The sequence below is a fragment of the Pseudomonas sp. 14P_5.3_Bac1 genome, from assembly GCF_025466135.1.
Lineage (GTDB): Bacteria > Pseudomonadota > Gammaproteobacteria > Pseudomonadales > Pseudomonadaceae > Aquipseudomonas.
This window is the reverse complement of the sequence record NZ_JANLOF010000091.1, coordinates 151,885-177,750: the sequence shown is the minus strand read 5'-3', so window position 1 is coordinate 177,750 and position 25,866 is coordinate 151,885. Positions and strand designations below refer to the sequence as shown.

The following is a 25,866-nucleotide window of genomic DNA, read 5'->3' as shown; positions in this document are numbered from 1 at the left end:
GGCTCAGTGCGCGATGGCATTCAGCTCAGCGACAGTCTCATCGGTCAATTTAAGTGCGCCCACCGCCAGGTTTTCATGCAAGTGCGCCACCGACGAGGTGCCGGGAATCAGCAGAATGTTCGGTGAGCGGCGCAGCAGCCACGCCAGCGCCAGCTGCTTGGGCGTCACGCCCAGCCGCTCTGCCACACGCGTCAGTGTCGATGACTGCACCGGCGTAAAACCACCCAGTGGGAAGAACGGCACGTAGGCAATGCCTTGCTGTGCCAGCTCGTCGATCAGGGCGTTATCGTGCTGGTGCGCGATGTTGTACAGGTTCTGCACGCACACGAACTTAACGATGTTGCGCGCCTCGGCCACCTGCGTCGGCGTCACGTTGCTGATGCCGATATGGCGCACCAGGCCTTGCTGTTGCAGTTCTGCCAGCGCGGTCAGTGGCGCTTCGTTCGAGCCTTCGCCGGGGCCCATCAGGTTGTGGGACGCGCGGAAATTGACCACGTCCAGTACATCCAGGCCCAGGTTGCGCAGGTTGTCATGCACGGCCTGTATCAGCGCTTCCCTGGAAGGCGCGGCATGCCAGCCACCTTCGCTGTCACGGCGGGCGCCGATCTTGGTGACGAGGGTGAGGTCATCGCGGTAAGGGTGCAGCGCCTCGCGAATCAGCTGATTGGTGATATGCGGCCCGTAGAAGTCGCTGGTGTCGATGTGGTTCACGCCGGCTTCGACGGCCTCGCCCTGATCCGCTGCACCACCACCCGAGTGGCTGAGCGCGCCGGCATGTCGGTGGGCAGCCTCTACCAGTACTACCCCAACCGCGACGCGCTGCTTGCCGCCGTACTGCAAAAACACCTCGAGTGGGTGGCCGAGGCGGTCGAGTTGGCGTGCGGCCGGCACCAGGGCAGGCCGGTGGCGGAAATGGCGTGCGGCCTGGTCAGCGCGCTGGTCACCGCCAAGTTGCGCGACCAGGGCATTTCCAAGGCGTTGTATGCCATTGCGGGCGAGCGGGGCGGTGCCGAATTGGTCGCCCGCATCAATAAGCGCATGGTAGCGGTGATCGCCGCCATGCTGGAGACGGCGCCGGATGCGCATTTCGAAGCCCCGATCCTGACCGCCGGGATTTCCCTGAGCGCTATCGTCGGCCCGGTACGGACCCTGCTCGAAGGCAACGCATCGCCCGCGTTCGAAGCCGGACTTGAGCAGCAGACCACGCTGCTGTTACGGGGCTATCTGCAAGCCCATCAGCACCCGGTTTCAAACAAGGAATAAAGCGAATGCGCGAGCGCAAGGCATCACGATTGTTGGTGATAAACCCGGCGGGTGAAGTCCTGCTGTTCAGGTTTGTGCATAAAGACGGCGCCCTGGCCGGCCGGGATTACTGGGCCACGCCCGGCGGCGGCGTCGAGGCGGGCGAAACCTTCCACGCGGCAGCCATCCGTGAACTGCGCGAGGAGACGGGCATTGTGGTCAGCGCTGTTCAAGCGCCTGTGGCACAACGCAGCTTTGAGTTGATGCTGCCCAGCGGTGAAACGGTATTGGCGATTGAGCACTACTTTATCGTTCACGTCGCGAGCGAGGCGCTTTCCAGGGCAGAGTGGACGCCGCAAGAGACGCAGGTGATGGCGGACCATCACTGGTGGTCCGCTCGGGCGTTGCGCTCGACCAAGGACACGGTATGGCCCCAGGGACTGGTTGAAATGCTGGTGAACGCGGGCATTTTTGCCGCTTAAGCAGCGGCAAGAATATCGAGTGTTTGCATGACCCTGGCGTAGTCCATCGCCAGGTTACTCAGCGACAGCGCATGCACATCCTCGGCAGGCCAGAGCCGCCCCGACAAGTCGGTTTGATCGAATGTATAGCAAGCGTCTGCAGCCACGATCACGTCAAAGCCCAGGTTGCCGGCGGACCGCGCCGTAGACTCGACGGAGTTGTTGGTGATCACGCCGACGATCACCAACTGCCTGATCGCGCGCATCTGCAGCCAGCGCTCCAGGCCGGTGACCGCGAACGCATCCGGCACGTTTTTCTCCAGCACCTGCTCATGCGCGAGCGGGGCCAGCGCTTCCTGGAATTCACAGCCTGGCTGGCCTGGCCAAAAGACCGAGTCGGGTGTGCGCGACATATGCCGGACATGCACGACCGGACGTTGCGACTGCCGCCAGGCGCCCAGAAGCTGCTGCATGTGCAACTCGGCCTCTGGGTTGTTGCGGCGCCCAAGCTTGGGATGGTGCATGCCCTGTTGCATGTCGATGATTACCAATGCTGCGTTTGTCGCTAACGGTTCCATGGCCCATCCTTTTGCTGATCTGGAGCGAACATATCAGCGATTGCAGGCATGCCAACAGGGATTTGTTCGAACCCGGCGCCGTTTGCCCTTACACTGCGGCCCCCAATTTCAGCAAGGATGCTCTGGATGCGCCGCTACTGGCAGAAATCACCCTCACCCTCAAAGACACCGCGAGCGCAAAAGCGACCGCGACGGCGCACTATACGGTGCCGATGGAAACCGAAAACCTGATTATCGTGCGCGAGCCGCTGGCGTCGCAGCGCGTTGGTCCGTACCACATCCAACGGGTGAAAAACTTCGCGGTGATCGAACGTAACTCGGCGCCGGACAGCCCGGACTACTTCACGGGCCTGTACCGCAAGCAACCCGCTCAACCCTGAGTGGGTCAGCGCAGCTTCTCGAGCATCTGGTAGTACCACATGCCCACCGCCAGCATCGGGTTGCCGAACACATCGCCCAGCGGCACCTTGATGTGTGCGCAGCCGGCAAAGGTGTCGTACTTTTCCAGCGTGCCGGTCAGCGCTTCGGCCATGATCTCGCCCATGATGTGGCTGGTGGCGATGCCATGCCCCGAGTAACCCTGGCAGTACCAGACATTCTCTGAGAGCTTGCCCAGCTGCGGGATGCGATTGATCACAATGCCCATCGCACAACTCCACTGGAACTCGATGTCTACCCCCCTCAATGCGGGAAACGTACGCTCGATGCACGGGCGCAGCTCCGCAGCGATGTCGCGTGAGTCGCGCCCGGAATAGTTCGCGCCGCCACCGAACAGCAAGCGCCCATCGCCCGTCAGGCGGTAGTAATCGAGCACGAACCGGCAGTCGTACACCGCCAGGTCCTGTGGGTTGATCTGCTGCGCCAGCGCGCCCAGCGGCGCGGTCGTGACAATGCCGCCCATGGCCGGGAAGATTTTGCCCTTGAGCTGTTTGGGTTCGAGCCTGTGGTACACGTCGCCGGCCAGCAGCACCTGGCGCGCGTCGATGCGGCCAAGGGCGGTGAGCACGCCAGGCTGCTCGCCGTGCACGATTTCCAGCACTTCGGAGTTCTCAAAAATCAACGCCCCCAGGCTGTGCGCCGCGCGGGCTTCGCCCAGGCATAGGTTGAGTGGATGCACGTGCAGGTTGCGCGTGTTTTTCAGCGCACCGAGGTACAGAGGGCTGTCCAGATGCTCACGCATGGCGGCCTGATCGAGCAGACTGACCTGATCGCCCATGCCGCGCCGTTGGGCTTGATCGTGGAAAGCACGCAGTTCGCTCAGGTGCGAGGGCTTCATCGCCGCGTGCAAGTGGCCGTGCTTGAGGTCGCAGTCGATTGCGTACCTGTTCACGCGTTGCTCGATGATCTCGTGGCCACGCCAGCGCAGGTGCCAGATGAAGTCGTCGACCTGCGTGCCCAGGCGGTTGCGCATTTGCGCGCGCATGGCCTCATCGCCCGACAGGCTGCCGGTGACTTGCCCGCCATTGCGCCCACTGGCGCCCCAGCCGATCCGGTTGGTTTCGACAATGGCGACCTTGAGCCCGCGTTCAGCCAGCTCGACGGCACTGGCAACGCCGGTGAAGCCGCCGCCGATAATCACCACGTCAACGCTGACCTGGCCTTGCAGGGTCGGGTATTGGGTAGCGTCGTTGAGGCTGGCGGTGTAATACGAAGCGCTGCGCTGGGCAGCACCGATGACAGGGCGCATGGCTGCGGTCATGGAATGATCCTTCTGAAAAATGAATGCCGGCGAGGCGTTTCAACTTGATCAGAGGGGTGCATCGGGCGGACGCGCATGACGGCAATGCCACAGCGCCCAGAAGGCCAGGATGATATTGAACAGCGGGTTTTCACAGGGACGCGCTTGCGCCTTCGGGAAGCAAGGTTGCAGGTGGCGAGAGAACACACGCAATAGCGAAATCATGGTTGCCGATGCTCCCACCACGCGCAGGTGCGTTAAATCGCCGTTTGTGTACCTTCAGTTATGGCTTCGTTAAACAATCGTCACGGCGGCGCAACGTCCCCTCATACCACGCTTTCGCGATACAAGGCGCTGGTATGCCCTACGCCAGCGGCGTTCAAACGCGCCACCAGGTCCTCTCGCGCCGCACGCCCACCTGTACGCACATACTCAAGCTCCGACGCGGTAATCAACACCACCGGCACCAGTCGCACTGGCGACAGCGGCATGTCTTCAAGGCGGGTAGGGAAGTCTGGTTGCGGCCCACCGAGCAGCACCCCGGTGGCGTCGTCTTCGGTGACGAACAGCTTGGGCACTTGATCGCTCATTTGATGTGACAGGCTGAATCCAGGCAGTTCCAAAGACAGTACGCCGTGAGTGTCCAGCTGGTGGGTAATGCCGCCCGCGTTGGCCACGGTCTTGGCGACGTGTTCGAGCAGTTCGAACGCCCAACTGCGGCGCAAAGGGTCGACATCACCCGGCGCGCCACGGGCGTCGTCGGGAATATCCGGCGTTTCCAGGAACAATTCCATCTCAAACCCATTGCCCAGCCCTTCTGCATCATCGAAGGGGTCGGACAGGCCTTCGGTGGCGAGGACGATGGATTCATCACGGCGCACCACACGGTACGCCTGGCGGGTGGAGGGCCAATGAGGACCGCCGGTAAAGCTTGGGCTGATCATGTACGTCAGCACGTCCTGCTCCACGCTCCCCACGGTCTGCCAGTGACGGTCCAGGCATTCACCGCTGGCAAGGCGCGCTGCGATATTGGCTGCATCTGCTGCAGTTTCAACCGGCTCAACAGGTTCAGTCGGCGCGGGCAGGGCCGCTTCGGCGTCGGGTTTTTTGGCAGTACCGAACAACTTCTTGAAGAAGTTCATGGGCATTCCTTTGCTGGAGATGAGTGCTTTACAGCTGATTGAGTGCGTTTACATAGGCGCGAAACATATCAGCCATTCCATCGGCGTAAACAGATATTTCTGCCGCCGTACGTGGGCTGCCGGAAAAATCCTTACCCACCGAACTGAGCGTGGTCAGGATCAAATCGCAGGCCAGTGCACGGCGTTCAGCAGGCACGTCGGGCAGCAATTCAAGCATGAACGTCTCAAAGGCGCGCTGACCTGCCGCGCGCACTTCCACGGCTTCGGGCGCGTCGCGGTACAGCGGCGCGGCGTCGCTCAGGGCGACGCGCATCTGCGCTTCTTCGCATTCGGAATGGATAAACGCATGCACCAGGGTGCGCAGGCGCTCAAGCGGCGCAACGTCGGTTTTATCCAGAATGTCGCGCAGCATCTGCGTGGTCTGCTGCCACTCATCGCTCTGCAGTCGGAACAGGATGGCCGCCTTGTTGGGGAAGTACTGGTACACCGAACCGACACTCACACCGGCCTTTTCTGCCACCCGCGCGGTGGTGAAACGCGTGGCGCCTTCCTTGGCCAAAACCTGAATAGCCGCTTCCAGGATCGCCGCCACCAGCTCGGTGGAACGCGCTTGTTGTGGCTGTTTGCGTGAGGAAATACGGGCGGTCTGGCGGGTTGTCATCTGGGGCTCCAGCAGCGGGGCTAACGCGAATAGCGAATGCGACGAATCACTCGCATACTTTTAATGCGACGAATTAGTCGCATCTTAGTCCCAACCTCACGGAAATCAATCATGTCGACCCTGACCACCGCGCCAATGGCGCCCCTGATCGAACGCCTCTACGCACAAGCCAACGCGGCCACCAGCCCTCTCATCAACAACGTATCGCGTGAAGAACGCGACCGTCTGATGCACAGCAAAACCGACTACCTTGCGCTCTACACGATGCTCAAAGACTTGTGGCTGCCGGTCTCCCGCGACACCGGCACCTTGCTGTACCTGTTGGCGCGCAGCACCAAGGCGCAGGCTATCGTGGAGTTTGGGACGTCGTTTGGCCTGTCCACCTTGTTCCTGGCCGCCGCGTTGCGCGACAACGGTGGCGGCGTGTTGATTGGCAGCGAGTTCGAGCCCTCGAAGATCGCCCTGGCACGCGAGCATTTCATTCAGGGCGGCGTGAGTGACCTGATTAAAATCCGCGAAGGCGATGCCTTGGTGACGTTGGCCACGGGCCTGCCGGAAGCGGTCGACCTGCTGCTGCTCGATGGCGCCAAGAGCCTGTATGGCGACGTGTTGAACCTGGTGGAAAAACACCTGCGGCCCGGCGCGCTGGTGATAGCCGACAATACCGACTATTGCCCGCATTACCTGGCGCACGTACGCGAGCCTGCGAACGGCTATCTGTCTGTACCCTTTGCCGATGACATCGAACTCTCGATCCGCTTGCGCTAACAGGAGTCACCTCATGCATGTATTTGTCACGGGAGCCACCGGCTGGGTGGGCTCCGAAGTGGTCAAGGACCTGATCGGCGCCGGCTACCTGGTCACCGGTTTAGCCCGCAGCGATGACAAGGCCCAGGCACTGGCGGCCACCGGCGCGAAAGTGCTGCGCGGCTCGCTGGATGACCTGGATGTTCTGCGCCGAGCGGCGTGGGGCGCGGACGCGGTCATCCATACCGCGTTCAACCATGACTTCACACGGTTCATCGAAAACTGCGCGCAGGACCGTCGCGTGATCGAGGCGCTGGAAAGTGTGCTCAAAGGTTCGGACACGCCGCTGATCGTGACCTCAGGCCTGTCGGGCCTGGCGCGCGGCGCGCTGGAGAGTGACTTGCCGAACGCCGGCGCCCCACGTCAATCCGAACCCGCCGCGCGGCTGTTGGCTGAGCGTGGCATACGGGCGGCAACCGTGCGGCTGGCGCCGTCGGTGCACGGAGTGGGCGACCATGGTTTTCTGCCGATTTTGATTCGGCTGGCGCGGCAGACGGGCGTGTCGGCCTATATTGGCGATGGCGAGAATTGCTGGTCTGGCGTGTACCGCACCGACGCGGCGCGGGTCTACCGCCTGGCGCTGGAGGAGGGCGTCAGCCAAGCGGTGTACCACGCGGTTGCGGACGAGGCCGTGCCATTTAAAGCTATCGCTGAAGTGATCGGGCGTCGCCTCGGTGTGCCGGTGGAAGCTCGGCCGCGTGAGCATTTTGGTTGGTTCGCGATGATGGCCGGGGCTGACATGGCCGTTTCCAGCGCGCATACCCGCGACCTGCTGGGCTGGGTGCCCAGCGGCCCGGACTTGCTGACAGACCTCGATCAAAGCGATTACTTCACCCTCTGACAGGCGGTTTTCATGAATCAAAATGTCGTGCTGAAACTGCTGCCGATCACCCTGGCGGTGTTCGTCGGTTTCCTGATCATCGGCCTGCAGTTGCCGGTACTACCGCTGCACCTGAACCACACGCTGGGCATGAGCACCTTGGTGGTCGGTATGGTGGTCGGTGCGCAGTTCGCCGCGGCGTTGCTGTCACGGGCCTGGGCCGGCAATTTTGCCGATATGCGTGGGCCCAAGCGCGCGATGTTGATTGGCATGCTGGTGGCGGCCAGTTCCGGCGTGCTGTACTTGGCGTCGCTGGCGTTTGTCGACACACCAGCGCTGTCAGTGTGGGTGCTGCTCGCCGGGCGCGTGGTGCTGGCCTTGGGTGAAAGCCTGATCATCACCGGCTCGATGGGCTGGGGCATGGGCCTGGTCGGGCCGCAAAACGCCGGCAAGGTCATGGCCTGGATCGGCATTGCGATCTATGCCGCATTTGCGCTCGGGGCACCGTTGGGCGTGGCGATCAATAGCCAGTGGGGGTTCAGTGGAATCAGTATCGCGACCCTGCTGTTGCCGCTGTGCGCCTTTGCCATCGTTGCGGGGGCCAAGGGCGTTGCGCCCACCAGCCAGCGGCGCACCTCGTTTTACAAAGTGCTGGGCACAGTGTGGTTGCCGGGCCTGGGGCTGGCGTTTTCCAGCATCGGTTTTGGGCTGATCACAGCGTTTATTGCGCTGCTGTTTGCGTCCAAGAACTGGGGCAACGCGTCGTTCGCCTTCACCGCGTTTGGCCTGGCATTTATTGGCGCGCGAATCTTCTTCGGGCACCTGCCGGACAAGCTCGGTGGCGCAGTCGTCGCGTTGGTCTGTGTGCTGATCGAAGCGGCGGGGCAGTTGTTGATCTGGGGCGCAGGCTCACCGCTGATGGCCTACCTGGGCGCAGCGCTGACCGGCTTCGGTTATTCGTTGGCGTTCCCGGGGTTTGGTGTCGAGGCGATCAAACGTGCGCCCCCGCAAACGCGCGGGCTGGCCATGGGTGCCTATGTGGCCTTCCTCGATATTGCGTTAGGGATCAGCAGCCCGTTGGCCGGCGCTTTGGCCGGCGCCGCCGGGGTAGGGTCGGTGTACCTGGCAGGCGCCGTGGCGGTGGCGATGTCGGTGGTGGTGGCGTGGGTGTTGTTGGCTAAACAGCCGGCACTCAGCGCTTGCTGAATGCCAGGCGCGCGGCAAATACAACAAAGATCAAGCCAGTGGTGCGGTCCATCCACTGGATGACCTTTTCTCGGCGCAGGAAGCCAGACAGTGGCCGGGTGGCGCCAATCAACGCCAACGACCATGCCAGCCCCAATACCACGTGAATGCTCACCAGGCCGAAAGTCCAGGCAATCAACGAATGGCCTTGGGGAATGAACTGCGGCAGGAACGACACGTAGAAAATCCCCACCTTGGGGTTCAGCACATTGCCCAGCATGCCCTTGAAAAACCAGTTGCCGCCGGGCCTGGCGTCAGCGTTGGCCGACGACAGTGAACGGCGCGGGCGCAGCAGCATGTTCACGCCCAACCAGGCCAGGTAAGCGGCGCCGCAGTACTTGAGCAGGTTGAACGCCACCTCCGACACTGCAATCAACGCGCCCAGCCCAAAAGCCACGGCCGCGCCCCACACCAGGCAGCCGGCGTTGATGCCGAAGGCGGCGTGCAGCGCCTGGCGCTTGCCTTCTACCGTGGCGGTGCGCAGCACCAAAGCGGTGTCGAGCCCCGGCGTGAGCGTCAGCACAGTGGCGGCGAAGGTGAAGGCGAGGAGGTTGTCAGTGATGGACATGGGCGCGCAAGTTCAACGAGAGGTTGGCGGGAACGTTAGCACCGATCGGCAGCCAATTCGGAAAACCCGGAGACTTCCCGGCGAAAATCTTCATAATGGCGGCCAATTTGTTTAGCTCGTTCTGGTGTGCCCGCATGGAAATTAAGGTCAACTTTCTCGACAACCTTCGGCTTGAAGCCAAGTTCGATGACTTCACGGTGATTGCCGACCAGCCCATTCGCTATAAAGGCGATGGTTCAGCCCCGGGTCCGTTCGATTACTTCCTGGCTTCGTCGGCGTTGTGTGCGGCGTACTTTGTGAAGCTGTACTGCGAAACGCGCAATATTCCCACCGAAAATATTCGCCTGTCGCAGAACAACATCGTTGATCCGGAAAACCGCTACAACCAGATCTTCAAGATCCAGGTCGAGTTGCCGGCGGATATCTCCGACAAGGACCGCCAGGGCATCCTGCGCTCCATCGACCGTTGCACCGTGAAGAAAGTCGTGCAGGCCGGGCCCGAGTTCGTGATTGAAGAGGTGGACAACCTCGACGCCGATGCCCAGGCGTTGCTGATGCCTGGTGCTAGTTCTGAGGCGGGCACCTACATTGCTGGCAAAGACCTGCCGCTGGAGCAGACCATCGCCAACATGTCCGGCATTCTCGCGGGCCTGGGCATGAAGATTGAAATCGCCTCGTGGCGCAATATCGTGCCTAACGTCTGGTCGCTGCATATCCGCGACGCCCACTCGCCGATGTGCTTTACCAACGGCAAGGGCGCGACCAAAGAGGGCGCACTGGCGTCGGCGTTGGGCGAGTTTATCGAGCGGCTTAACTGCAACTTTTTCTACAACGACCAGTTCTGGGGTGAGGAGCTGGCCAACGCGCCGTTCGTGCATTACCCGGATGAGCGCTGGTTCCAGCCGGGCCGCAAAGACGAGTTGCCGCCTGAAATCCTCGACGCCTACTGCCTGAAAATCTACAACCGCGATGGCGAGCTGCGTGGCTCGCACCTGTTCGACACCAATTCGGGCAATGAAGAACGCGGCATTGTCTCGCTGCCGTTCGTGCGTCAGTCCGATGGCGAGGTGGTGTACTTCCCGTCCAACCTGATCGAAAACCTTTACCTCAGCAACGGCATGAGCGCGGGCAATACCCTGGCCGAAGCGCAGGTGCAGTGCCTGTCGGAGATTTTCGAGCGCGCGGTCAAGCGCGAAATCATCGAAGGCGAATTCGCCCTGCCGGACGTACCGGCTGAAGTGCTCGCCAAATACCCGGGAATTCTTGCCGGTATTCAAGGCCTGGAAGCCCAGGGTTTCCCGGTGCTGGTCAAGGACGCGTCGCTGGGCGGTGAATTCCCGGTGATGTGCGTGACCTTGATGAACCCGCGCACCGGCGGCGTATTCGCCTCGTTCGGCGCCCACCCGAGCCTGGAAGTGGCGCTGGAACGCAGCCTCACCGAATTGCTTCAGGGCCGCAGCTTCGAAGGCTTGAACGACCTGCCGCAGCCGACCTTTGAAGGCCACGCGGTCACCGAACCGAACAACTTCGTCGAGCACTTTATCGACTCCAGCGGCGTGGTCTCGTGGCGCTTCTTCAGTGCCCAGTCGGACTACGAGTTCGTTGAGTGGGATTTCTCGGGCCAGGGCGAAGACTCGAATGCCCAGGAAGCCGCGATCCTGTTTGGCATTCTCGAAGGCATGGGCAAAGAGTCCTACATGGCGGTGTACGAACACCTCGGCGCAACCGCCTGCCGCATCCTGGTGCCGGACTACTCGGAAATTTACCCGGTGGACGACCTGATCTGGGACAACACCAACAAGGCGCTGTTTTTCCGGGCCGACATCCTCAACGTGCACAGCCTCAGCGATGACGAGCTCAAAGCACTGGCTGAGCGCCTGGTGGAAAGCGAGCTGGACGATTACACCGACATCACCACCTTGATCGGCATCGAGTTCGACGACAACACCGCGTGGGGCCAACTGACCATTCTGGAGTTGAAGCTGCTGATCTACCTCGCCTTGCAGCAGTATGAGGAGGCGAAAGAGTGCGTGGAGATGTTCCTGCAGTACAACGACAACACCGTTGATCGCGGCCTGTTCTATCAGGCGGTGAACGCGGTGTTGGAGATGCACTTGGACGAGGACCTGGAACTCGCGGATTACGAGGCCAACTTCCGCCGCATGTTCGGCAATGAGCGCATGGACGCGGTGATCGGCTCGGTCAACGGCACGCTGCGTTTTTATGGCTTGACGCCAACCAGCATGAAGCTGGAAGGGCTGGATCGGCATTTGCGCTTGATCGACAGCTACAAAAAGCTGCACGCGGCACGGGCGAATATCACCTCAGCCTGACGCGTAAACCCTGTGGGAGCGGGCTTGCCCGCGATGCAGACACCTCGGTGCTTCAGATGTACCGAGGTGATGCTATCGCAGGCAAGCCAGCTCCCACAGGTGGGGCTTTATTGTTTGGGTGATTGGGTCAGATCAGAGCCAATGCCCGCGCCAGGTCGGCCCGCAGATCTTCGACGTCCTCAACGCCCACCGACAAGCGCACCAAACCATCGCCAATGCCCAGTTGCGCCCGCGTTGCAGCCGGGATGCTGGCGTGGGTCATGATCGCCGGGTGTTCGATCAGGCTTTCGACGCCGCCCAGGCTTTCGGCCAAGGCAAAGATCTTCACGTTTTCCAGAAAGCGTGTGGCGCCGGCCAGGTCACTGTTCAAATCCACCGAAATCATCCCGCCAAACCCGCGCATCTGCTTGCGTGCCAGTGCGTGCTGGGGATGCGAGGCCAGGCCTGGGTAATAAACCCGTGAAACTTGCGGCTGTTGTTCCAGCCAGGTGGCCAACTCCAGGGCATTGCTGCAATGGCGCTCCATGCGCAGCGCCAGGGTTTTCACGCCGCGCAGCGTCAGGAATGCATCGAACGGGCCGGCAATCGCGCCGACCGAGTTCTGCAGGAAACCCAGGCGCTCGGCGAGCTCCGGGTTGTGGCCGACAATGGCGATGCCGCCGATCACGTCGGAGTGGCCGTTGAGGTATTTGGTGGTGGAGTGCACCACGATGTCGAAACCCAGCTCCAGCGGGCGCTGGATCCATGGGCTGGCAAAGGTGTTGTCGGCCACGCAGATGATGCCGCGGTCGCGGCAGATTCGCGCGATGGCACTCAGGTCAGTGAGGCTGAGCAGCGGGTTGCTCGGGGTCTCGACCCAGACCATGCGTGTGTCGTCTTGCAACGACGCTTCGAACGCTTGCAAGTCGCTCAAGTCGACAAAGCTGAAACGGTGCCCGGCGCTGCGCTGGCGCACCTTGTCGAACAGGCGGAAGGTGCCGCCGTACAGGTCGTTGCCGGAGACGATATGCGCACCCGCATCGAGCAGTTCCAGCACGGTGGAAATCGCCGCCAACCCGGAGGCAAAGGCAAACGCCTGGCTGCCGCCTTCAAGGTCGGCCACGCAGCGTTCCAGGGCAAAGCGCGTGGGGTTGTGGGAACGACCATAGTCAAAGCCCTTGTGCACGCCGGGGCTGTCTTGCAGATAAGTGGAGTTGGCATAGATCGGCGGCATCAGCGCTCCCGTGGTCGGGTCGGGTGATTGCCCGGCGTGGATCACGCGGGTGGCAAAGGCGCTTTTATCGGGCTGACTCATGCAAGGGATCTCCGTAGGTGATTAAGCAGGTCGACGCGGGTGATCAGGCCATAAAACCCTGAGGCGTCAGCAATGATGGCAACCAGGCCGCGATCAAGTTCCGCCTGCAGTTCGGCCAGGCTGGCACTCGGGGCCAGGGTTTGCAAGGTGTCGGTCATGGCGCTGGCAACGATCATGGAGAAGTCGGCGGCGTCATGGTGCAACCCCAGCAGGATGTCGGACTCGTCGATCACGCCAACCAGTTCGCGGCCTTCGACCAGCACCGGCAGTTGCGAGACATCGGCCAGGCGCATGCGCTGGGAGGCCGTGAGCAGGGTATCGTCGGGGCTCACGCTGATCACGCGGCCGTCTTCGAAGCGGCGGGCGATCAGGTCGCGCAGGTCGCCGTAGTGTTTGTACTGGAGCAGGCCCGCGTCGTTCATCCACTGGTCGTTGTAGACCTTGGACAGGTAACGCGTGCCCGTGTCGCAGACGAAGGTGACCACGCGTTTGGGTTCGGTCTGCTCGCGGCAATAACGCAGCGCAGCAGCGAGCAGGGTGCCGGTTGACGAGCCGCCGAGAATACCTTCGGCCTTGAGCAGTTGACGGGCGTGGTCGAAGCTTTCTTCATCGCTGATGGAATAGGCGTGGCGCACGCTGGAGAGGTCGGCAATCGAGGGGATGAAGTCTTCGCCGATGCCTTCCACGGCCCACGACCCCGGCGTTTCCATCCTGCCGCTGCGGCTGTATTCAGCCATCACCGAACCCACCGGATCGGCCAGCACCATGGCCAGTTCCGGCTGTACGCGTTTGAAGAAGCGGGTCAGGCCGGTGAGGGTGCCGGCCGAGCCGACGCCCACCACGATCGCGTCCACGTCATGCTGGGTTTGCGCCCAGATTTCCGGCGCGGTGCTGGTTTCGTGAGCCAGCGGGTTGGCCGGGTTGTTGAACTGGTCGGCAAAAAATGACCCGGGAATGTCCTTGGCCAGGCGCGCAGCCACGTCCTGGTAATACTCGGGATGGCCCTTGCCGACGTCGGAGCGGGTGATATGCACCTCGGCGCCCATGGCCTTCAAGTGCAGGACTTTTTCGGTGGACATCTTGTCGGGCACCACCAGCACCACGCGGTAGCCCTTGGCCCGGCCGACCAGCGCAAGCCCCAGGCCGGTGTTGCCGGCGGTGGCTTCGATGATGGTGCCGCCGGGGCGCAGGCGGCCGTCGCGTTCGGCGGCGTCGATCATTGCCAGGCCGATGCGGTCCTTGATGGAACCACCGGGGTTTTGGCATTCAAGCTTGAGGAACAGCGTGCACAGGCCGGTATCAAATCGGCTGACCTTGACCAGCGGCGTGTTGCCGATCAGTTCGAGTACGGCGGGGCGGGAAAGCGTGGGCATGTCGTCACCTGGTACGGAAGAGGCGTAGGGGAGGGACAGCAAAATGCAAAGCATGGCTTGGAACATAGGCCGGGATCGCGCCGGTCGCAACCGGGCGGTCCGTTGGATGTCTTTTTTTGGCGCATGAGCGCGTGTTAACGTTTAAACGCCGCGCATCGAAACCTGCTGCAACCGCTCTATAACGCCAGTGCTGGCGGTTTGCATCGGCGCGCGCAGCTCACTGGCGATCAAGCCTTGCATCGCCAGCGCAGCCTTTACCGGCGCGGGGTTGGGCTCCATGAACAGGGTGTTGATCAGGGGCATTAATCTGAAAAAAGTCGCCCTGGCCTCGGTGAGCTGGTTGTCGCGTACCTGCTGGTACAGCGCCACGAAGTCTTCGGTGTGCACATGGGCCGAGGCTGCAATCGCACCACTGGCGCCCTGGCACAGCGCGTTGAAGATTTGAAGATCCTCGCCACACAACACCTCCACGTCGCCACTGGCGAGCAGCGCCAAGGTAGTCGCCAGGTTGCCGCCGCAGTCTTTGATCGCGACGATTCGCGTGTGCTTGACGATGTTCAGCAAAGTGGCCTGTTCGAAGGTCACGCCGGTGCGGTAGGGAATGTCATAGAGAATGATCGGCACACTGGAGGCGTCGGCCACCGTGCGGAAAAACGCTTCAAGGCCGGCCTGGGAGGGGCGGATATAGCTGGGCGCCGGCACCAGCAAGCCGGCCACCGGGCGTTTGAGGATTTCGCTCTGGAACTGCAGCAGTTCACGCTGGTTGTTGCCCGCCAGGCCCATCACCACGCGCTGCGCCGGCACGAGTTGCAGCACCGCATCCAGCACGGCCAGTTGTTCCTGGCGGCTCAGTGACGCGGCTTCCCCGGTAGTGGTGCAGACCATGATGCCGGCCACGTGCTTTTCCAGCAGGTGGCTGACCAGCCGGCGCAGGCCGATGAAGTCGATGGCGCCGTCATGAAACGGCGTGACCACGGGAACCCAGATACCTTGAAACGATGACATGCACTTTCTCCTGATGGTTGACCGCTGGAGTCACCGTCAGAAGGGCAGAGGGATTGTGCAAAGGGAGGGAGGTCCGTCGCGCTCAATGTCCTGTCAGCTCATCTGACGGGACAGCGCGCCCCGGTCACATGAGCGACTGTTTCTTCGATTTGAGGGCGTGCGCCACGCAACCTTGCGCCTTGGCAATCAAGCCAATGGCACAAAGGTTAACGAAAGACGATGCAGACATGCGCTGACACACCCTGAATAAGGCCTCCATCTTCAGCGGACGTGACGGAATGTGTCAACCCCGCTTCAGCTGCTCACGCACAAATGCTGCGACCTCGGCGGCCAGCTCCGCATCTTCCGGTGCGCCCATGAAACCGCCGTGCGGCATGGCTTCGAACACATGCAGCTGCGCCGTTACCCGCGCCTGGCGCAAGGCGCGGTGCAGGCGCACGGTGTTGGACAGGAACAGATCACGGGTGCCGCTCTGCAGAAAAGTTGGCGGGAAACCCTGGGTGAAATCGCCAAACAGCGGTGACAGGTACGGGTGAGACAAGTCCGCACCGTTGGCATACAGCAGATTGACGTTCATCAGCGGATTGGGCAGCACCACGTCGACGGTGCGGTTGACCTGGAAGCTGTCGCCGGACTCGGTGAGGTCGACTTCCGGCGACAGCAACACCAGCGCGGCTGGCAATGGCAAACCTTCGTCACGCGCACGCAACACCATGGCGGCCGCAAGGTTGCCGCCCGCTGAGCGGCCACCGATCACGATCTGTTGCGGCGCGTGTTGCTTGAGAACGTGCCGATAGACAGCCAGGCAGTCATCCAGCGCTGCGGGGTAGGGATGATCGGGAGGCATGCGGTAATCCACGCCATAGCAGATCACGTCGTGCAGGTCGGCTTGTCTGCTAGCCGCGAGGCGGCAGTTTTCGCCGCCGCCGAACACCAGCGCGCCGCCGTGCAGGTCAATGTAGGCAAAGGGCGTGACAGACGCCGGTGTGGCGACATGCACGCTGGCGTTTTCAACCCTGATGGTGTGCAGGCTGACCCGCAGCGACGCCGCTTGCCCCGCGTTGGTGCTGGCGTAGTTTTGGGCCACGGCGGCCTGCAGACGGCGCCAGCCGTCATGGTCCTCGGGCGTGGGCATCGCGTGCAGTGCATTGAGGGGCACACCGTCAGCCCCGACCAGGCGTTGCAGTGTGGCCTGCGCTTGAGGGCTGATGGACTGCGGGACGGGCAGTGTACGGGGTTCAAGTTTGACGCCGTGGCTCATGGGCTTGCTGCTCGCGTTCGACGACTTTGGGAGCGTCAGGATGCCAGAACGTGGGCCGGTGTGGCGAGCGGGCTTGCCCCGCGTTGGAGTGCGAAGCGCTCCCAATGAGGCCGCCTCGGTACCACCGGCATACCCCATTGGCAGGTTGCGGGGCTGCTGCGCAGCCCAACGCGGGGCTAGCCCGCTCGCCACTACGAGCCTGCGTTCACTGCCGGGCGGTGCTGTTACAGAATGCTGTAGTCCCTGACCACGCCATTGTTGAGGTGGATGTTCAGGCGGCGGCTCTGTTGCTGCGGTGCAAGGTTGTCGATGGCTGTGCGCCGGGTGTCGAGGGCATTGTCGTAGGTATTGCCGGGGATACGGTTGGAAACCAGCCCGAGCAAGTGGCGCATGGACGCGTTCTGGGTGGTGGAGGGCGCGTAGTTCCAGGTTTCGGTGCCGTCGGATGAAATCGACTGGTCCTGCGGTTCGCCATACAGGGCTTTGAGCTGTTGGGAGGTGGTCTTGCCAGAAATGATGTGCGTCCTGACATACGTGGTGTCGAACAGCGAAATATCCGGCCCGGCTTTGCCCTGAATACCCGGCAATGACAGGTTGTTCAAGCTGCTGAGGCCGTTGACGCCATTGGCGCAACCCGTCAGCAAGAGGGCGGTGGCAAGCGTTGCGATAACAGTACGACGGGCCATGATTTTCTCCGTTTAGTCAGGGCTCTGGAACGTCGGCCAATCATAAAACGGTGAAAAACACGCGGAAAAAATCTTCCTGTCTGCGCGTCTCAATGACTTGCCTGGGTGTCTCAGACCGCGTTCATCTGCCCCAGGATGTTGCGTAACGAGAACCCGGTGTGGCGGCTCACGCGCTCCGGTGCCTGGGCAGCGGCGCTCAACTCCCGGGCCTCGCGCGGCGAATAGCCAAAGGCTTGCTTGAAGGTGCGGCTGAAGTGCGCATCACTCTTGAAGCCGAACTGGAAGGCCAGCCCCGACACCCGCTGCCTCGCGCCGGTATCACTCTGGATAATCACCCGCGCGCGGTTCAACCGGCGCTGCTGGATATACGCCGCCACGCCGGATTCCTGGCTGAACACCCGATACAGCTGCGCCCGCGAAATACCCAAGTGTTTGCACAGGAAAACCGGGGACAATTCCGGGCTGCGCAGGTGCTGTTCAATCAAGCGCCGGGCGCGGTTGAACAGGGTGTGGTCGATGGCTTGCTCGGCTGTTTGCAGGTTGGCCACTGTCGGCGCCAAAGCTGCCGATACCATGGCCAGCGTCGCCTGTTGGGCGTGCGGAATTTCATCGGGTGTCAGGCGCGGCAGGCGCTGTTGCAACGCGCGCATATGGTCTGCGAGCAGCTCGCTCAAGCCGCCCTGCAGCACCTGGCCATGCACGTCTTTGTAGCCGAGGCTTTGCGCCAGCAAGTCGCGAGGAATGGTAAGAATCACGGTATCGCCAGCCGTGATCAGGCAATCGAGTTCACGGGCCAGGTCCAGCATGTAGATCTGCGCGTTACCCGCCGCCAGCGTGGTGCGGCCTGCGGTGCCATTAATCGTGTGAGTCAGGCCCAGGCAGAGGTAGTAGTGGTCGAGGCTGTCACGGCGAATCATTTGTGTGGAACGCTTGACCCGATACGGCACCGGCTCGCCGGCACCGTCCCAGGCACCGCAGCCCATCAATAACGAACCCAGGTAACCGGTGGCCAGGCGGTAATTGAAGGCGGCGGATTCAGGCTCGCTGATGGTGATATCGAAGATCGCATTCACTTCCTCGCGCCACACTTCAAAGCGTTGGCGCGGCGGGTAGGGTTGAGTGGTAAAGGTGAAAAGCGGGTTCTCCACAAGCGGCTCCATCCATTAAAGCTGTTGTTTGATCGCCGCCTTATCGATCACGGACCAGACGTGCGCGATCTTCCCGTCGACGAATTCGTAGAATACGTTCTCATCGAAGGTCACCGTCTTGCCGTTGATCGGCAAGCCGAAAAATTCACCTTTGGGCGTGACGTGGAAGTTCAACCGGCTGGCGACGGTGGGCGGATCCGCGACCAGCAGTTGGATGCGGAACACCAGGTCGGGGATCTCGCGAAAGTCCCGCTCCAGCATCGCGCGGTAGCCGGCAAGGCCGACGGGGGTGGCGTTGTAGGTCACCTGCGGGTGCACGAAATCGCCGAGGCGCTCCCAGCCCTGGCGGTTGAGGCAGTCGATATACCCTCGGTAAAGGTCGGCGAGCTGGTTTCGGGTCATGGCGTGTTCTCCTTTTTGAAAAGCACTCATCGACTTTGCCCTTGTGTGTGCCTACGGCGCGCTGGTTATATCACCCAGCAATTGCCCAAGCCCTTGCGGGGTTGAATAGAGGGTTTCCAGCGCCGCGACGTCGGCCAGTTGTTCTACGGACAAGGCTTTTTCCTCATGCTCAAGCTGGCCGCGTAAATAGTCCTCGTACTCGGACAGCTTTTGATTCAGCGCCACGCGCACGAGGCCGCATGCCTTGAGCTTGTTAGGTTCAAAGCCCTTTCCCATATCCACATGCATGGCGAGGGTCGCCGTCGCGACAGCGTACCCTTGTATCGCGGCCTTGAGCAGCCATCGGTTCGCCGTTGGATAGTCTGCCGGCACTGCACCGCTGCTGCTGTACAGATAACCAAGCATGTACTGCGCTTTGGCCCGGCCCGCGTCGCCAGCGCGGGTATACCACCCAATGGCGGCGGGTACGTCTTTGGGAGTGCCGATGCCATTCAGGTTGGCCATCCCGAGCCATTCGTACGCTTCGCTATTGCCTGAGTGGGCTGCCTGGGTCAGCAGCTGGATGCCTTGCTGAGGGTTTTTCGGGGTGCCTACGCCCGTGAAATAAAAGGTCGCCAACAGCGTTTGGCCCTCAGCATCGCCTCGCGCCCTGGCTTTGCGCGCCCAGAAGAATGCCTTGCGGTCGCTTTGCTCAACGCCAATGCCTCTGAAATAGGCGTCGGCAAGCCGTTGCTGGGCGCGGGCATGACCTTGCAGCGCAGCCTTGCGATACCACACCGCGGCTTGAGCGCTATCGCGCGGCATTTCCACGCCGCCATAGTTTGCATCCCCCAAAAAAAACTGGGCTTCAGAGTTGCCTTTCTCGGCTGATAGCGTGATCCACTCCAGGCCCTTGCGGTGATCAACGGCCACACCGCGCCCGAAAAAGTAAAAAAAGCCGGTTTTGAACTGTGCGAAGGTCTCGCCTTTTTCCGCCGCGCGCAAATACCACTCTGCGGCCTTGACCGGGTTTTTATCGACGATGATGCCTTCGTCGTAGAAGGCGCCAATCAACAGTGTGGGGCTGTGGGGGCTGCGCCACAGACTGATCGCCAAGGCGACCAAGCAATAGGCCAGCAGGCCAAAGCACAGCAAAGCGAGGGGTAGGGCGAAGCGGCGCAATGTCGAATCCATTCGTGAGGTGCAGGTGGGCAGTGTAGCGGCGCTTGCGAGCGATGGCATCACTCGCTGTTTCGCAGCGACCTCAAGCGCGACGCGCCATCAACAGCACCGTTGCCGCTGCCGACAACAACCCCGCGCAGCATCGATTGAAAATTCGTTTACCGCGCGGCTCGGCAAACCAGCGACGCATGTGCAGGCCCATGTAGGCATAGGCGCTGATGGCGATCCATTCCAGCACCAGGAACATCGCGCCCAGCAGCGCAAATTGTGGCGTGATCGGCTGGCCTGGCACCACGAACTGCGGCAGGAAGGCCGTGAAGATCAAGATAGCCTTTGGGTTGCCCGCCGCCACCAGAAACTCCTGACGCGCCAACGCCCATAACCCCACCTTTTTCGTCGCCGATTCAGCCTCTGTCTGCGGATTAGCCCGCCACAACTGAAACGCCAGATAAAACAGATACGCCGCGCCCAGAATCTTGATCGCGTAAAACAACAACTCCGAGGTCTGCAGCACCACCGCCAGGCCCGCCGAGGCGAGGGCGATCATGCCGGCGAAGGCCAGCAAGCGGCCAACACCGGCGAGGCAAGACGTGCGATAGCCGTAGCGGGTGGCGTTGCTGACCGACAGCAAGTTGTTCGGGCCTGGCGCCATGTTCAGGGCGAAGCAGGCGGGGAGGAAGAGGGCGAGCGTGGCAAGGTCCATGGCGGCTCCGGGTTGGGCGGGGAGCGTTGAGGATAAGGGCAGTTGAGGCGGCTGGACAATCCGCGCGTTGCAGTGAAGGGCACAAGCGGACCGGCCTATGCCAGTAGCGGGCATTCCAATCCGGCATAAATGTTAGTCCCGGTTGCCGTCTACAGGGGGGTCATTGCCTCCTTCAATCTTCCCGCTGTGGCGCCAACCTGGCGCCCCGCCGCGTCGTTCTCACATGGGCGGGCGGCGCAATGCAGGCCAGATTGGAGGTACGCCACGTGAGCAAAAAACTTGAAGGCAAGGTCGCTGTTGTCACGGGTGCCAGCGCCGGAATCGGCCTCGGTATTGCCAAGGCGTTTGCCAACGAAGGCGCTCGCGTGTTCATCACAGGCCGGCGTCAATCTGAGCTTGACCGCGCGATCGCTGAGATTGGCCACGGTGCGGTGGGCATCCAAGGCGATGCGGGCAAGCTTGCCGATCTGGACGCGCTGTATGCAAGCGTCAAGGAAAAAGCCGGGCGCATTGATGTACTGGCATTGAACGCCGGGTTCTATGAGTTCATGAAGCTCGGCGAGATCACCGAGGAGCATTTCGACAAGACCTACAATGCGAACGTCAAGGGCCTGCTGTTCGGTCTGCAGAAAGCGCTGCCGCTTCTGGGAACAGGCGCATCGGTAATATTCACCGGTTCAATCGCCGCTTCCATCGGCATCCCCAGTATGTCCGTCTATTCATCGACCAAGGCCGCCGTCCGCAATCTGGCGCGCGGTTTCATACTGGACACCAAGGAACTGGGCATCCGCATCAACGTATTGAGCCCCGGCCATACGCTTACCCCGGGACTGCAGTCGTTGATTCCCGAAGCCGCGCGTGACGGCATTGTTGGCAGCATCCCTCTGTCTCGCTTGGGCAGCCCGGAAGACTTGGGCAAGGCGGCCGTATTTCTCGCCTCTGACGACAGTGCTTACATTACCGGCATCGAGCTTCATGTCGATGGCGGCGTCTCGCAGTACTGAACTGAAAACTTGAGCACCCGAGTTGGAACGGCCGCGTTATCTGATGGGCACGGCGAACCCATTCGCACAGCCAATTTCGCCAAAGGATGTATCGATGCAAAGATTATTCCGCAGGATCATCATGTTCTCAGCACTGTCCCTGTTCACGGGCGTTGTGATTGCGCAATGTGTAGACGACATCAAAACACGCCCTGACGACGTCACCCTGGTCGATATTCCGACAAGTGCCGCTCACAAAATTAGCGTCGAGCGACGTGGCAAGATCGTACTGATTGGTATCAACCGACCCTATATTCAGAACAGGCTTGATCCGCAAGCGTACCTGGCCCTCGCCAAGGCGTATTACGACTACGACCATGACCCTTCACTGCGCGCCGCTGTGTTGTTCGGCCACGGTGACAACTTCTCGCAGGGCCTTGACGTTGAGGGCTTCAAGGCCGTTGCCAGCTCGGGCGGACCGACGCTCGGTACCGGGCTGATCGACCCGCTCGGCAAGAAAATGCCCTATCTCACCAAACCTCTGATCGTGGCGGTCCACGGCGACACGTGGAACATGGCGCATGAGCTGTTTCTTGTCGCCGACATACGAGTTGCGGCGAACAACACTAACTTCGGTCAGGATGAAAACACGCATGGTCGTTTCCCGGGCGGTGGATCGACAGTACGATTCGTGCGCGAAGCCGGCTGGGCCAACGCCATGCGCTACATGCTGACAGGCGATCATTGGACCGCCCGTGAAGCCTATCGCATGGGTACTGTGCAGGAGATCCCCGATCCGCAGTCAGCCCTCGACAAAGCGATCGAGTTGGCAAACAGGATCGCCGCCAATGGCCCTTTGGGGATCAAGGCATCGCTGGCTTCTGCGCATCGCGTCATCGACCCGGTGCAAGCCGACGCCCTGTCCGCATTAGATGCGCAACGCTCAACGCTGTATAAGTCAAATGACTTCCAGGAGGGGCGCAACGCGGAGGCTCAAGGGCGGTTGCCGGTCTATCACGGAAATTAGAACCCTCAGGTATGGCGAGGCCTGCTGAGTGGGTCGCGCCATTACCGGCGGCGGTCAACTCGACTGAAGGTGCCGGGCTAATCATTCGCGAATGGTGCTGACGCTGCAGTCAACGATAAGGTTTAAACGGATTGAGTGATGCGCATGATTGACGATTTGAAGATCAGGTACCCGAAAGCCAGTGCATGGGCATTTGGGGATACTCCAGACATGGCAGATGAGCTGGCTGGACTTGTCGCTAACAGCATTAAAACAGCGTCATGTTGCTCACTTTCATCATTCAACCATCAAGATGAATCGTCAGCGATTGGTGGTTACAGCATCATCCTCAACAGTCGGGGCGAGCCGGTATGTGTCATTAGGCTTGTTTCGCTGCGTATCATTCGTTACTGCGACGTGAATGAAGCGTTTGCAAGAAAGGAAGGCGAAGGGGATCTCAGCCTCAGGTACTGGACGCAGGGCCATAAAGATTTTTTTCAACGGGAGGGCTCGTTCGACGAGGCGATGGAGCTTGTGGCAGAAGAATTCGAGTTGGTGGAAGTGGTGTAAAAGACAACGTTATCCAGCCAACATCCGGCAGGTGCTGCCAGCTCAGGAAGGTGACAGTCGCTCATTCTTGCGCTCACCTTCTTCAAGGTCATTTCGCGCTTTACTTGAACTGACGCGCAAAATAACCTCTGCCCGGCAGGCAGCGCCCCGCCTTTTTAAGCCACAGCCAGGTGCGTCAATTTTCTCGACGAATAGCGGTAAGGCTTGCGGCTGAGGGCATTCAACAGTGCCCACCTTTCAAGGAGAGAATGTTTGGCGACCACCGATGTTGTTCACACGCTGCGCCTGCCGGGCGACCTGGATTATTACGATCGCAGGTCGATCCTGCTGCCGGTAGATGTCACCGCACTTGAAGCCTGGAATATCATGACGGCCGAACCGGGGCCATTCCTGCACATGGCGTTTCGGATCAGGGATGCCATTTGCGCGTTGTTTGGGGTGAGACGTATTGGCGGGTTTTCCGGCACGCGGCGAGAGCATGTGCAGGTCGGCGAGCGGCTGGACTTCTTTTTGGTGGAGCACAGCGCTCCCAACGTGCTGGTGCTGACCGAGCGCGACCGGCATCTGGATGTGATGATCTGCCTGTCGATCAGCGATCGTATGTTCACGATCACCTCATCAGTGGTCACTCATAACGCCTTTGGCCGCTTTTATATGGTGCCGGTCGGTCAGGTGCACAAGCTGATCGTCAACCGTGACCTGAAGCGACTCAAGCGCGGCCTTGAAGGGTAGGACGGCGGCTCAGTCGCCTTTTTCCATCGCCGCGTAATACGCCACCAGCGCATTGACGTGGCCATGGCCCATGCGGTGCTCGGTTTTAAGCCAGGCGACCCTTTCCATGTGCTTCTGGGCATTGACGGTTTTGAGCAGCTCTAGCCAATGGCTGATGGGCTGCCCATACTTTTTTTCGATGGCGGGGAAGTACGACGCCGGCCCATTGGTTTTTGTGCCGTTGGTCATGCTGCAAGCTCCCTTTGGTGCCCACGGTAAGCGAGAGGTTCTCGCCTGGACTCAGGCTAGTAAAACGTGAGGGATTTCGCCTGCCTGACCGTGTCCATTCGACACGCAAGGAAGATAGCTAAGCAAGTTAGCTATATGTTGGCGTGGTCGCCACCTCACGATCCAGAGCACCCAAACGCATGAAGCCACCCGCATCTGTCCCCGCCCCAGACCACGACCCACGTGGCCTGCAGATCGCCAGCGATGTTGTCGCGCAGCAGCTGCAACAGATTGCCATCCTGACGCGCAGAGCCGACAGCCATCGTGCGGATGCCTTGTCCATCAACCAGACCGACATGGCGGCGCTGGAGCACTTGATCACGGACGGCCCGTTGCCACCGACCGAGCTTGCCTCGCGCCTGTCGGTGACGACCGCCGGCATCACCCAGGTCATCGCCGCCTGGAGCGTGCCGGCCATGTGATTCGTGAGCGCCAGCTTGATGACAAGCGCCGTGTGATGGTGTGTCCGGTCCCCGCCTCGGTGGCACTGGCTTATCAGCACATCGCGCCAATGCTCACTGGCCTGAACGCCGTGCTGGCGACGCTTGGGGGCCAGGAGCGCGCGGTGGTTGAGGCGTTTCTTGGCCAGGTGATTGAGGTTTACCGCAGCACGTCGCCGTGCAGCAGCGCCGCTTCAAATCAACTGCAGGAGGCCTGATGAAACCCCAAAAGATTCTTGTCACCGGCGCCAGTGTCGCCGGCCCGGTCCTGTCGTATTGGTTGTCCCGGCAGGGCGCACACGTCACGGTGGCTGAAAGGGCACCGGCTTTTCGCGATGGCGGGCAGACTATCGACGTGCGGGGTGCGGGCCGTGTTGTCGTGCAGCGCATGGGCCTGGAGGAACCGATTCGGGCGAATATAGCCCACGAACAAGGCATCGCGTTCGTTGACCGCCACGACCGGACAAAAGCTTTCATCGGCGTGAACGGCTTTGACGGCGCAGGGCCGATCGCTGAACTGGAGATGCTGCGTGGCGAACTCGCCAAGCTGTTGATCCGGCACAGCAAGGACCGGGTCACATACCGGTTTGGCGACAGCGTTGAAACCCTGCACGACGATGGCCAGCAGGTGCATGTGCGCTTTGCACAAGGTACCGAGCAGGTTTTCGACCTGCCGCGTGAGCCAAGCGATGGCCATATCATGCGCTGGTACAACAGGCTCAAGCGCAAGGCGTGCCCAAATGTGCGCCGCGGTTGGCGTCACCTCACTCACGCGTTGCAATAGCGCTCGGCCACGCCGTGTTGCGGCTGGCGACAGCGTCTGGTTTTAAAAAGCGGCTCGGCAGGTTTCTTTCCCCCAACGCTGACGCCATTGACCTGTCGGACTATGCCCTGAAAGGTCAACTCAAATGAGTGACCTTCTTTGAGGTGTATAGGCGTATGGTGGTTTATACCCTCATGGCAGGCATTCAACATGGACAGCAGTTTAGGCGGGCGCTTAAAGGAAGAGCGCAAAAGGCTTTTACTCTCCCAGCACGATTTTGGTGTGATAGGGGGTGTGGCCGAAAACGCACAGGGCCACTATGAAAGGGGCGAGAGGCTGCCCAAATCGGACTATCTGATGGCGATCCGTCGCAGGGGGGTCGATGTGCTGTATGTGCTGAGCGGGGAGCGTTCGCACATGAGCGCGGATGACCTCACGGTGGAAGAAACCGAAGTCGTCAATCAGTACCGCACGCTGCACGAGGCGGATCAGGGGGCGATTGCTCAGATCACCTCCTCATTGTCCCGAGACTCATGA

Annotated in this window: 31 protein-coding genes; 15 read left to right on the top strand and 16 right to left on the bottom strand. The window is 61.2% G+C overall.

Going from position 1 to position 25,866, the window contains the following annotated elements; translation table 11 throughout:
• Window positions 1-3: 3 nt before the first annotated feature.
• Complete coding sequence (locus NTD89_RS29005; RefSeq protein WP_410017239.1) at window positions 4-798, bottom strand: oxidoreductase; 795 nt, start codon at window positions 796-798, stop codon at window positions 4-6.
• Here NTD89_RS29005 and NTD89_RS29000 point away from each other — a divergent pair.
• Together NTD89_RS29000 and NTD89_RS28995 are read left to right on the top strand one after the other, a co-directional pair.
• Window positions 703-1,263, top strand: a complete 561-nt coding sequence (locus tag NTD89_RS29000) for a TetR/AcrR family transcriptional regulator (RefSeq protein ID WP_262210974.1) — start codon at window positions 703-705, stop codon at window positions 1,261-1,263. The two genes, NTD89_RS29005 and NTD89_RS29000, sit on opposite strands and share 96 nt — an antisense overlap.
• A gap of 5 nt (window positions 1,264-1,268) precedes the next feature.
• Window positions 1,269-1,724, top strand: a complete 456-nt coding sequence (locus NTD89_RS28995) for an NUDIX hydrolase (protein ID WP_262210973.1) — start codon at window positions 1,269-1,271, stop codon at window positions 1,722-1,724.
• Here NTD89_RS28995 and NTD89_RS28990 read toward each other — a convergent pair.
• The gene (locus NTD89_RS28990) at window positions 1,721-2,281 is read right to left on the bottom strand and encodes a cysteine hydrolase family protein (RefSeq protein WP_262210971.1); all 561 of its coding nucleotides are present in this window, start codon (window positions 2,279-2,281) and stop codon (window positions 1,721-1,723) included. The two genes, NTD89_RS28995 and NTD89_RS28990, sit on opposite strands and share 4 nt — an antisense overlap.
• Window positions 2,282-2,292: 11 nt before the next feature.
• Between NTD89_RS28990 and NTD89_RS28985 the strand changes: the two genes are divergently transcribed.
• Window positions 2,293-2,661 carry a hypothetical protein gene (locus tag NTD89_RS28985; RefSeq protein ID WP_262210969.1) on the top strand — a complete coding sequence of 123 codons (369 nt, stop codon included), beginning with the start codon at window positions 2,293-2,295 and terminating at the stop codon, window positions 2,659-2,661.
• 5 nt (window positions 2,662-2,666) lie between these two features.
• Here the strand turns inward: NTD89_RS28985 and NTD89_RS28980 are convergent, their stop codons facing one another.
• The 3 genes from NTD89_RS28980 to NTD89_RS28970 form a co-directional block, all read right to left on the bottom strand.
• Window positions 2,667-3,980, bottom strand: coding sequence for an NAD(P)/FAD-dependent oxidoreductase (locus tag NTD89_RS28980; protein WP_262210968.1), 1,314 nt, complete (start codon window positions 3,978-3,980; stop codon window positions 2,667-2,669).
• 305 nt (window positions 3,981-4,285) lie between these two features.
• Window positions 4,286-5,101, bottom strand: a complete 816-nt coding sequence (locus tag NTD89_RS28975) for a suppressor of fused domain protein (RefSeq protein ID WP_262210966.1) — start codon at window positions 5,099-5,101, stop codon at window positions 4,286-4,288.
• A gap of 28 nt (window positions 5,102-5,129) precedes the next feature.
• Window positions 5,130-5,762 (bottom strand): TetR family transcriptional regulator, encoded by a 633-nt coding sequence (locus NTD89_RS28970; protein WP_262210964.1) that lies wholly within the window; start codon window positions 5,760-5,762, stop codon window positions 5,130-5,132.
• A 111-nt stretch (window positions 5,763-5,873) separates the two neighbouring features.
• Between NTD89_RS28970 and NTD89_RS28965 the strand changes: the two genes are divergently transcribed.
• Genes NTD89_RS28965 through NTD89_RS28955 form a run of 3 tightly spaced genes read left to right on the top strand, consistent with a single transcriptional unit; the run spans window position 5,874 to window position 8,595 of the window.
• Window positions 5,874-6,530, top strand: a complete 657-nt coding sequence (locus tag NTD89_RS28965) for an O-methyltransferase (protein ID WP_262210962.1) — start codon at window positions 5,874-5,876, stop codon at window positions 6,528-6,530.
• A 13-nt stretch (window positions 6,531-6,543) separates the two neighbouring features.
• Complete coding sequence (locus NTD89_RS28960) at window positions 6,544-7,410, top strand: SDR family oxidoreductase (protein WP_262210961.1); 867 nt, start codon at window positions 6,544-6,546, stop codon at window positions 7,408-7,410.
• A gap of 12 nt (window positions 7,411-7,422) precedes the next feature.
• On the top strand, window positions 7,423-8,595 hold the full coding sequence (locus tag NTD89_RS28955; RefSeq protein WP_262210959.1) for an arabinose transporter: 1,173 nt from the start codon (window positions 7,423-7,425) through the stop codon (window positions 8,593-8,595).
• Here the strand turns inward: NTD89_RS28955 and NTD89_RS28950 are convergent.
• Complete coding sequence (locus NTD89_RS28950) at window positions 8,582-9,202, bottom strand: LysE family translocator (RefSeq protein ID WP_145161091.1); 621 nt, start codon at window positions 9,200-9,202, stop codon at window positions 8,582-8,584. The two genes, NTD89_RS28955 and NTD89_RS28950, sit on opposite strands and share 14 nt — an antisense overlap.
• 134 nt (window positions 9,203-9,336) lie before the next feature.
• Between NTD89_RS28950 and NTD89_RS28945 the strand changes: the two genes are divergently transcribed.
• Window positions 9,337-11,535: an OsmC domain/YcaO domain-containing protein gene (locus NTD89_RS28945; RefSeq protein WP_262210957.1), complete on the top strand. Its 2,199-nt coding sequence runs from the start codon at window positions 9,337-9,339 to the stop codon at window positions 11,533-11,535.
• Window positions 11,536-11,662: 127 nt separating this feature from the next.
• Here the strand turns inward: NTD89_RS28945 and NTD89_RS28940 are convergent, their stop codons facing one another.
• The 9 genes from NTD89_RS28940 to NTD89_RS28900 all read right to left on the bottom strand — a co-directional run bounded on the left by NTD89_RS28940 (window position 11,663) and on the right by NTD89_RS28900 (window position 20,568).
• Window positions 11,663-12,829, bottom strand: a complete 1,167-nt coding sequence (locus NTD89_RS28940) for a cystathionine gamma-synthase (protein ID WP_262210955.1) — start codon at window positions 12,827-12,829, stop codon at window positions 11,663-11,665.
• Window positions 12,826-14,202 (bottom strand): cystathionine beta-synthase, encoded by a 1,377-nt coding sequence (locus NTD89_RS28935; RefSeq protein ID WP_262210953.1) that lies wholly within the window; start codon window positions 14,200-14,202, stop codon window positions 12,826-12,828. The genes NTD89_RS28940 and NTD89_RS28935 overlap by 4 nt, the downstream gene beginning before the upstream one ends.
• Before the next feature lie 141 nt (window positions 14,203-14,343).
• A complete protein-coding gene (gene dapA, locus NTD89_RS28930; RefSeq protein WP_262210951.1) occupies window positions 14,344-15,207 on the bottom strand; it encodes a 4-hydroxy-tetrahydrodipicolinate synthase in 864 nt (287 codons plus the stop codon).
• Between the two features lie 283 nt (window positions 15,208-15,490).
• Window positions 15,491-16,468, bottom strand: a complete 978-nt coding sequence (locus NTD89_RS28925) for an alpha/beta hydrolase (RefSeq protein WP_262210949.1) — start codon at window positions 16,466-16,468, stop codon at window positions 15,491-15,493.
• 224 nt (window positions 16,469-16,692) lie between these two features.
• Window positions 16,693-17,154, bottom strand: a complete 462-nt coding sequence (locus tag NTD89_RS28920; RefSeq protein ID WP_106579039.1) for a hypothetical protein — start codon at window positions 17,152-17,154, stop codon at window positions 16,693-16,695.
• A 110-nt stretch (window positions 17,155-17,264) separates the two neighbouring features.
• Window positions 17,265-18,302: a helix-turn-helix domain-containing protein gene (locus NTD89_RS28915; RefSeq protein WP_262210948.1), complete on the bottom strand. Its 1,038-nt coding sequence runs from the start codon at window positions 18,300-18,302 to the stop codon at window positions 17,265-17,267.
• A gap of 15 nt (window positions 18,303-18,317) precedes the next feature.
• Window positions 18,318-18,704, bottom strand: a complete 387-nt coding sequence (locus NTD89_RS28910; protein ID WP_145161078.1) for an ester cyclase — start codon at window positions 18,702-18,704, stop codon at window positions 18,318-18,320.
• Between the two features lie 51 nt (window positions 18,705-18,755).
• Entirely contained in the window at window positions 18,756-19,865 is a 1,110-nt protein-coding gene (locus NTD89_RS28905) for an SEL1-like repeat protein (protein WP_262210946.1), read from the bottom strand.
• Window positions 19,866-19,947: 82 nt separating this feature from the next.
• Window positions 19,948-20,568, bottom strand: a complete 621-nt coding sequence (locus NTD89_RS28900; protein WP_262210945.1) for a LysE family translocator — start codon at window positions 20,566-20,568, stop codon at window positions 19,948-19,950.
• A 266-nt stretch (window positions 20,569-20,834) separates the two neighbouring features.
• On the opposite strand from NTD89_RS28900, the gene NTD89_RS28895 reads away from it, so the two are divergent.
• The 4 genes from NTD89_RS28895 to NTD89_RS28880 all read left to right on the top strand — a co-directional run bounded on the left by NTD89_RS28895 (window position 20,835) and on the right by NTD89_RS28880 (window position 23,859).
• Window positions 20,835-21,572, top strand: a complete 738-nt coding sequence (locus NTD89_RS28895) for an SDR family oxidoreductase (protein WP_262210944.1) — start codon at window positions 20,835-20,837, stop codon at window positions 21,570-21,572.
• A gap of 94 nt (window positions 21,573-21,666) precedes the next feature.
• Entirely contained in the window at window positions 21,667-22,578 is a 912-nt protein-coding gene (locus NTD89_RS28890) for an enoyl-CoA hydratase-related protein (protein WP_262210942.1), read from the top strand.
• 138 nt (window positions 22,579-22,716) lie between these two features.
• Window positions 22,717-23,127 carry an ASCH domain-containing protein gene (locus NTD89_RS28885; protein ID WP_262210941.1) on the top strand — a complete coding sequence of 137 codons (411 nt, stop codon included), beginning with the start codon at window positions 22,717-22,719 and terminating at the stop codon, window positions 23,125-23,127.
• A 252-nt stretch (window positions 23,128-23,379) separates the two neighbouring features.
• Window positions 23,380-23,859, top strand: a complete 480-nt coding sequence (locus tag NTD89_RS28880) for a DUF2867 domain-containing protein (protein ID WP_262210940.1) — start codon at window positions 23,380-23,382, stop codon at window positions 23,857-23,859.
• Window positions 23,860-23,868: 9 nt separating this feature from the next.
• Here NTD89_RS28880 and NTD89_RS28875 read toward each other — a convergent pair whose 3' ends face one another.
• Window positions 23,869-24,087, bottom strand: a complete 219-nt coding sequence (locus NTD89_RS28875) for a DUF4287 domain-containing protein (protein ID WP_262210939.1) — start codon at window positions 24,085-24,087, stop codon at window positions 23,869-23,871.
• 179 nt (window positions 24,088-24,266) lie between these two features.
• On the opposite strand from NTD89_RS28875, the gene NTD89_RS28870 reads away from it, so the two are divergent.
• From NTD89_RS28870 to NTD89_RS28855, 4 genes are all read left to right on the top strand, one after another.
• The gene (locus NTD89_RS28870; protein ID WP_262210937.1) at window positions 24,267-24,548 is read left to right on the top strand and encodes a hypothetical protein; all 282 of its coding nucleotides are present in this window, start codon (window positions 24,267-24,269) and stop codon (window positions 24,546-24,548) included.
• Window positions 24,545-24,784 carry a hypothetical protein gene (locus tag NTD89_RS28865; RefSeq protein ID WP_262210936.1) on the top strand — a complete coding sequence of 80 codons (240 nt, stop codon included), beginning with the start codon at window positions 24,545-24,547 and terminating at the stop codon, window positions 24,782-24,784. The genes NTD89_RS28870 and NTD89_RS28865 overlap by 4 nt, the downstream gene beginning before the upstream one ends.
• On the top strand, window positions 24,784-25,350 hold the full coding sequence (locus tag NTD89_RS28860) for an FAD-dependent monooxygenase (RefSeq protein ID WP_262210935.1): 567 nt from the start codon (window positions 24,784-24,786) through the stop codon (window positions 25,348-25,350). Before NTD89_RS28865 ends, NTD89_RS28860 begins: the two co-directional genes overlap by 1 nt.
• Window positions 25,351-25,539: 189 nt before the next feature.
• The gene (locus tag NTD89_RS28855) at window positions 25,540-25,866 is read left to right on the top strand and encodes a helix-turn-helix domain-containing protein (protein ID WP_242198143.1); all 327 of its coding nucleotides are present in this window, start codon (window positions 25,540-25,542) and stop codon (window positions 25,864-25,866) included.

What these genes read in the sequence shown, in the direction of transcription:
- NTD89_RS28995 (WP_262210973.1), top strand. Translation starts at nt 1,269, where the DNA reads ATGCGCGAGCGCAAGGCATCACGATTGTTGGTGATAAACCCGGCGGGT.
- NTD89_RS28990 (WP_262210971.1), bottom strand. Translation starts at nt 2,281, where the DNA reads ATGGAACCGTTAGCGACAAACGCAGCATTGGTAATCATCGACATGCAA.
- NTD89_RS28980 (WP_262210968.1), bottom strand. Translation starts at nt 3,980, where the DNA reads ATGACCGCAGCCATGCGCCCTGTCATCGGTGCTGCCCAGCGCAGCGCT.
- NTD89_RS28975 (WP_262210966.1), bottom strand. Translation starts at nt 5,101, where the DNA reads ATGAACTTCTTCAAGAAGTTGTTCGGTACTGCCAAAAAACCCGACGCC.
- NTD89_RS28970 (WP_262210964.1), bottom strand. Translation starts at nt 5,762, where the DNA reads ATGACAACCCGCCAGACCGCCCGTATTTCCTCACGCAAACAGCCACAA.
- NTD89_RS28965 (WP_262210962.1), top strand. Translation starts at nt 5,874, where the DNA reads ATGTCGACCCTGACCACCGCGCCAATGGCGCCCCTGATCGAACGCCTC.
- NTD89_RS28960 (WP_262210961.1), top strand. Translation starts at nt 6,544, where the DNA reads ATGCATGTATTTGTCACGGGAGCCACCGGCTGGGTGGGCTCCGAAGTG.
- NTD89_RS28955 (WP_262210959.1), top strand. Translation starts at nt 7,423, where the DNA reads ATGAATCAAAATGTCGTGCTGAAACTGCTGCCGATCACCCTGGCGGTG.
- NTD89_RS28950 (WP_145161091.1), bottom strand. Translation starts at nt 9,202, where the DNA reads ATGTCCATCACTGACAACCTCCTCGCCTTCACCTTCGCCGCCACTGTG.
- NTD89_RS28945 (WP_262210957.1), top strand. Translation starts at nt 9,337, where the DNA reads ATGGAAATTAAGGTCAACTTTCTCGACAACCTTCGGCTTGAAGCCAAG.
- NTD89_RS28940 (WP_262210955.1), bottom strand. Translation starts at nt 12,829, where the DNA reads ATGAGTCAGCCCGATAAAAGCGCCTTTGCCACCCGCGTGATCCACGCC.
- NTD89_RS28935 (WP_262210953.1), bottom strand. Translation starts at nt 14,202, where the DNA reads ATGCCCACGCTTTCCCGCCCCGCCGTACTCGAACTGATCGGCAACACG.
- dapA (WP_262210951.1), bottom strand. Translation starts at nt 15,207, where the DNA reads ATGTCATCGTTTCAAGGTATCTGGGTTCCCGTGGTCACGCCGTTTCAT.
- NTD89_RS28925 (WP_262210949.1), bottom strand. Translation starts at nt 16,468, where the DNA reads ATGAGCCACGGCGTCAAACTTGAACCCCGTACACTGCCCGTCCCGCAG.
- NTD89_RS28920 (WP_106579039.1), bottom strand. Translation starts at nt 17,154, where the DNA reads ATGGCCCGTCGTACTGTTATCGCAACGCTTGCCACCGCCCTCTTGCTG.
- NTD89_RS28910 (WP_145161078.1), bottom strand. Translation starts at nt 18,704, where the DNA reads ATGACCCGAAACCAGCTCGCCGACCTTTACCGAGGGTATATCGACTGC.
- NTD89_RS28900 (WP_262210945.1), bottom strand. Translation starts at nt 20,568, where the DNA reads ATGGACCTTGCCACGCTCGCCCTCTTCCTCCCCGCCTGCTTCGCCCTG.
- NTD89_RS28890 (WP_262210942.1), top strand. Translation starts at nt 21,667, where the DNA reads ATGCAAAGATTATTCCGCAGGATCATCATGTTCTCAGCACTGTCCCTG.
- NTD89_RS28885 (WP_262210941.1), top strand. Translation starts at nt 22,717, where the DNA reads ATGCGCATGATTGACGATTTGAAGATCAGGTACCCGAAAGCCAGTGCA.
- NTD89_RS28875 (WP_262210939.1), bottom strand. Translation starts at nt 24,087, where the DNA reads ATGACCAACGGCACAAAAACCAATGGGCCGGCGTCGTACTTCCCCGCC.
- NTD89_RS28870 (WP_262210937.1), top strand. Translation starts at nt 24,267, where the DNA reads ATGAAGCCACCCGCATCTGTCCCCGCCCCAGACCACGACCCACGTGGC.
- NTD89_RS28860 (WP_262210935.1), top strand. Translation starts at nt 24,784, where the DNA reads ATGAAACCCCAAAAGATTCTTGTCACCGGCGCCAGTGTCGCCGGCCCG.
- NTD89_RS28855 (WP_242198143.1), top strand. Translation starts at nt 25,540, where the DNA reads ATGGACAGCAGTTTAGGCGGGCGCTTAAAGGAAGAGCGCAAAAGGCTT.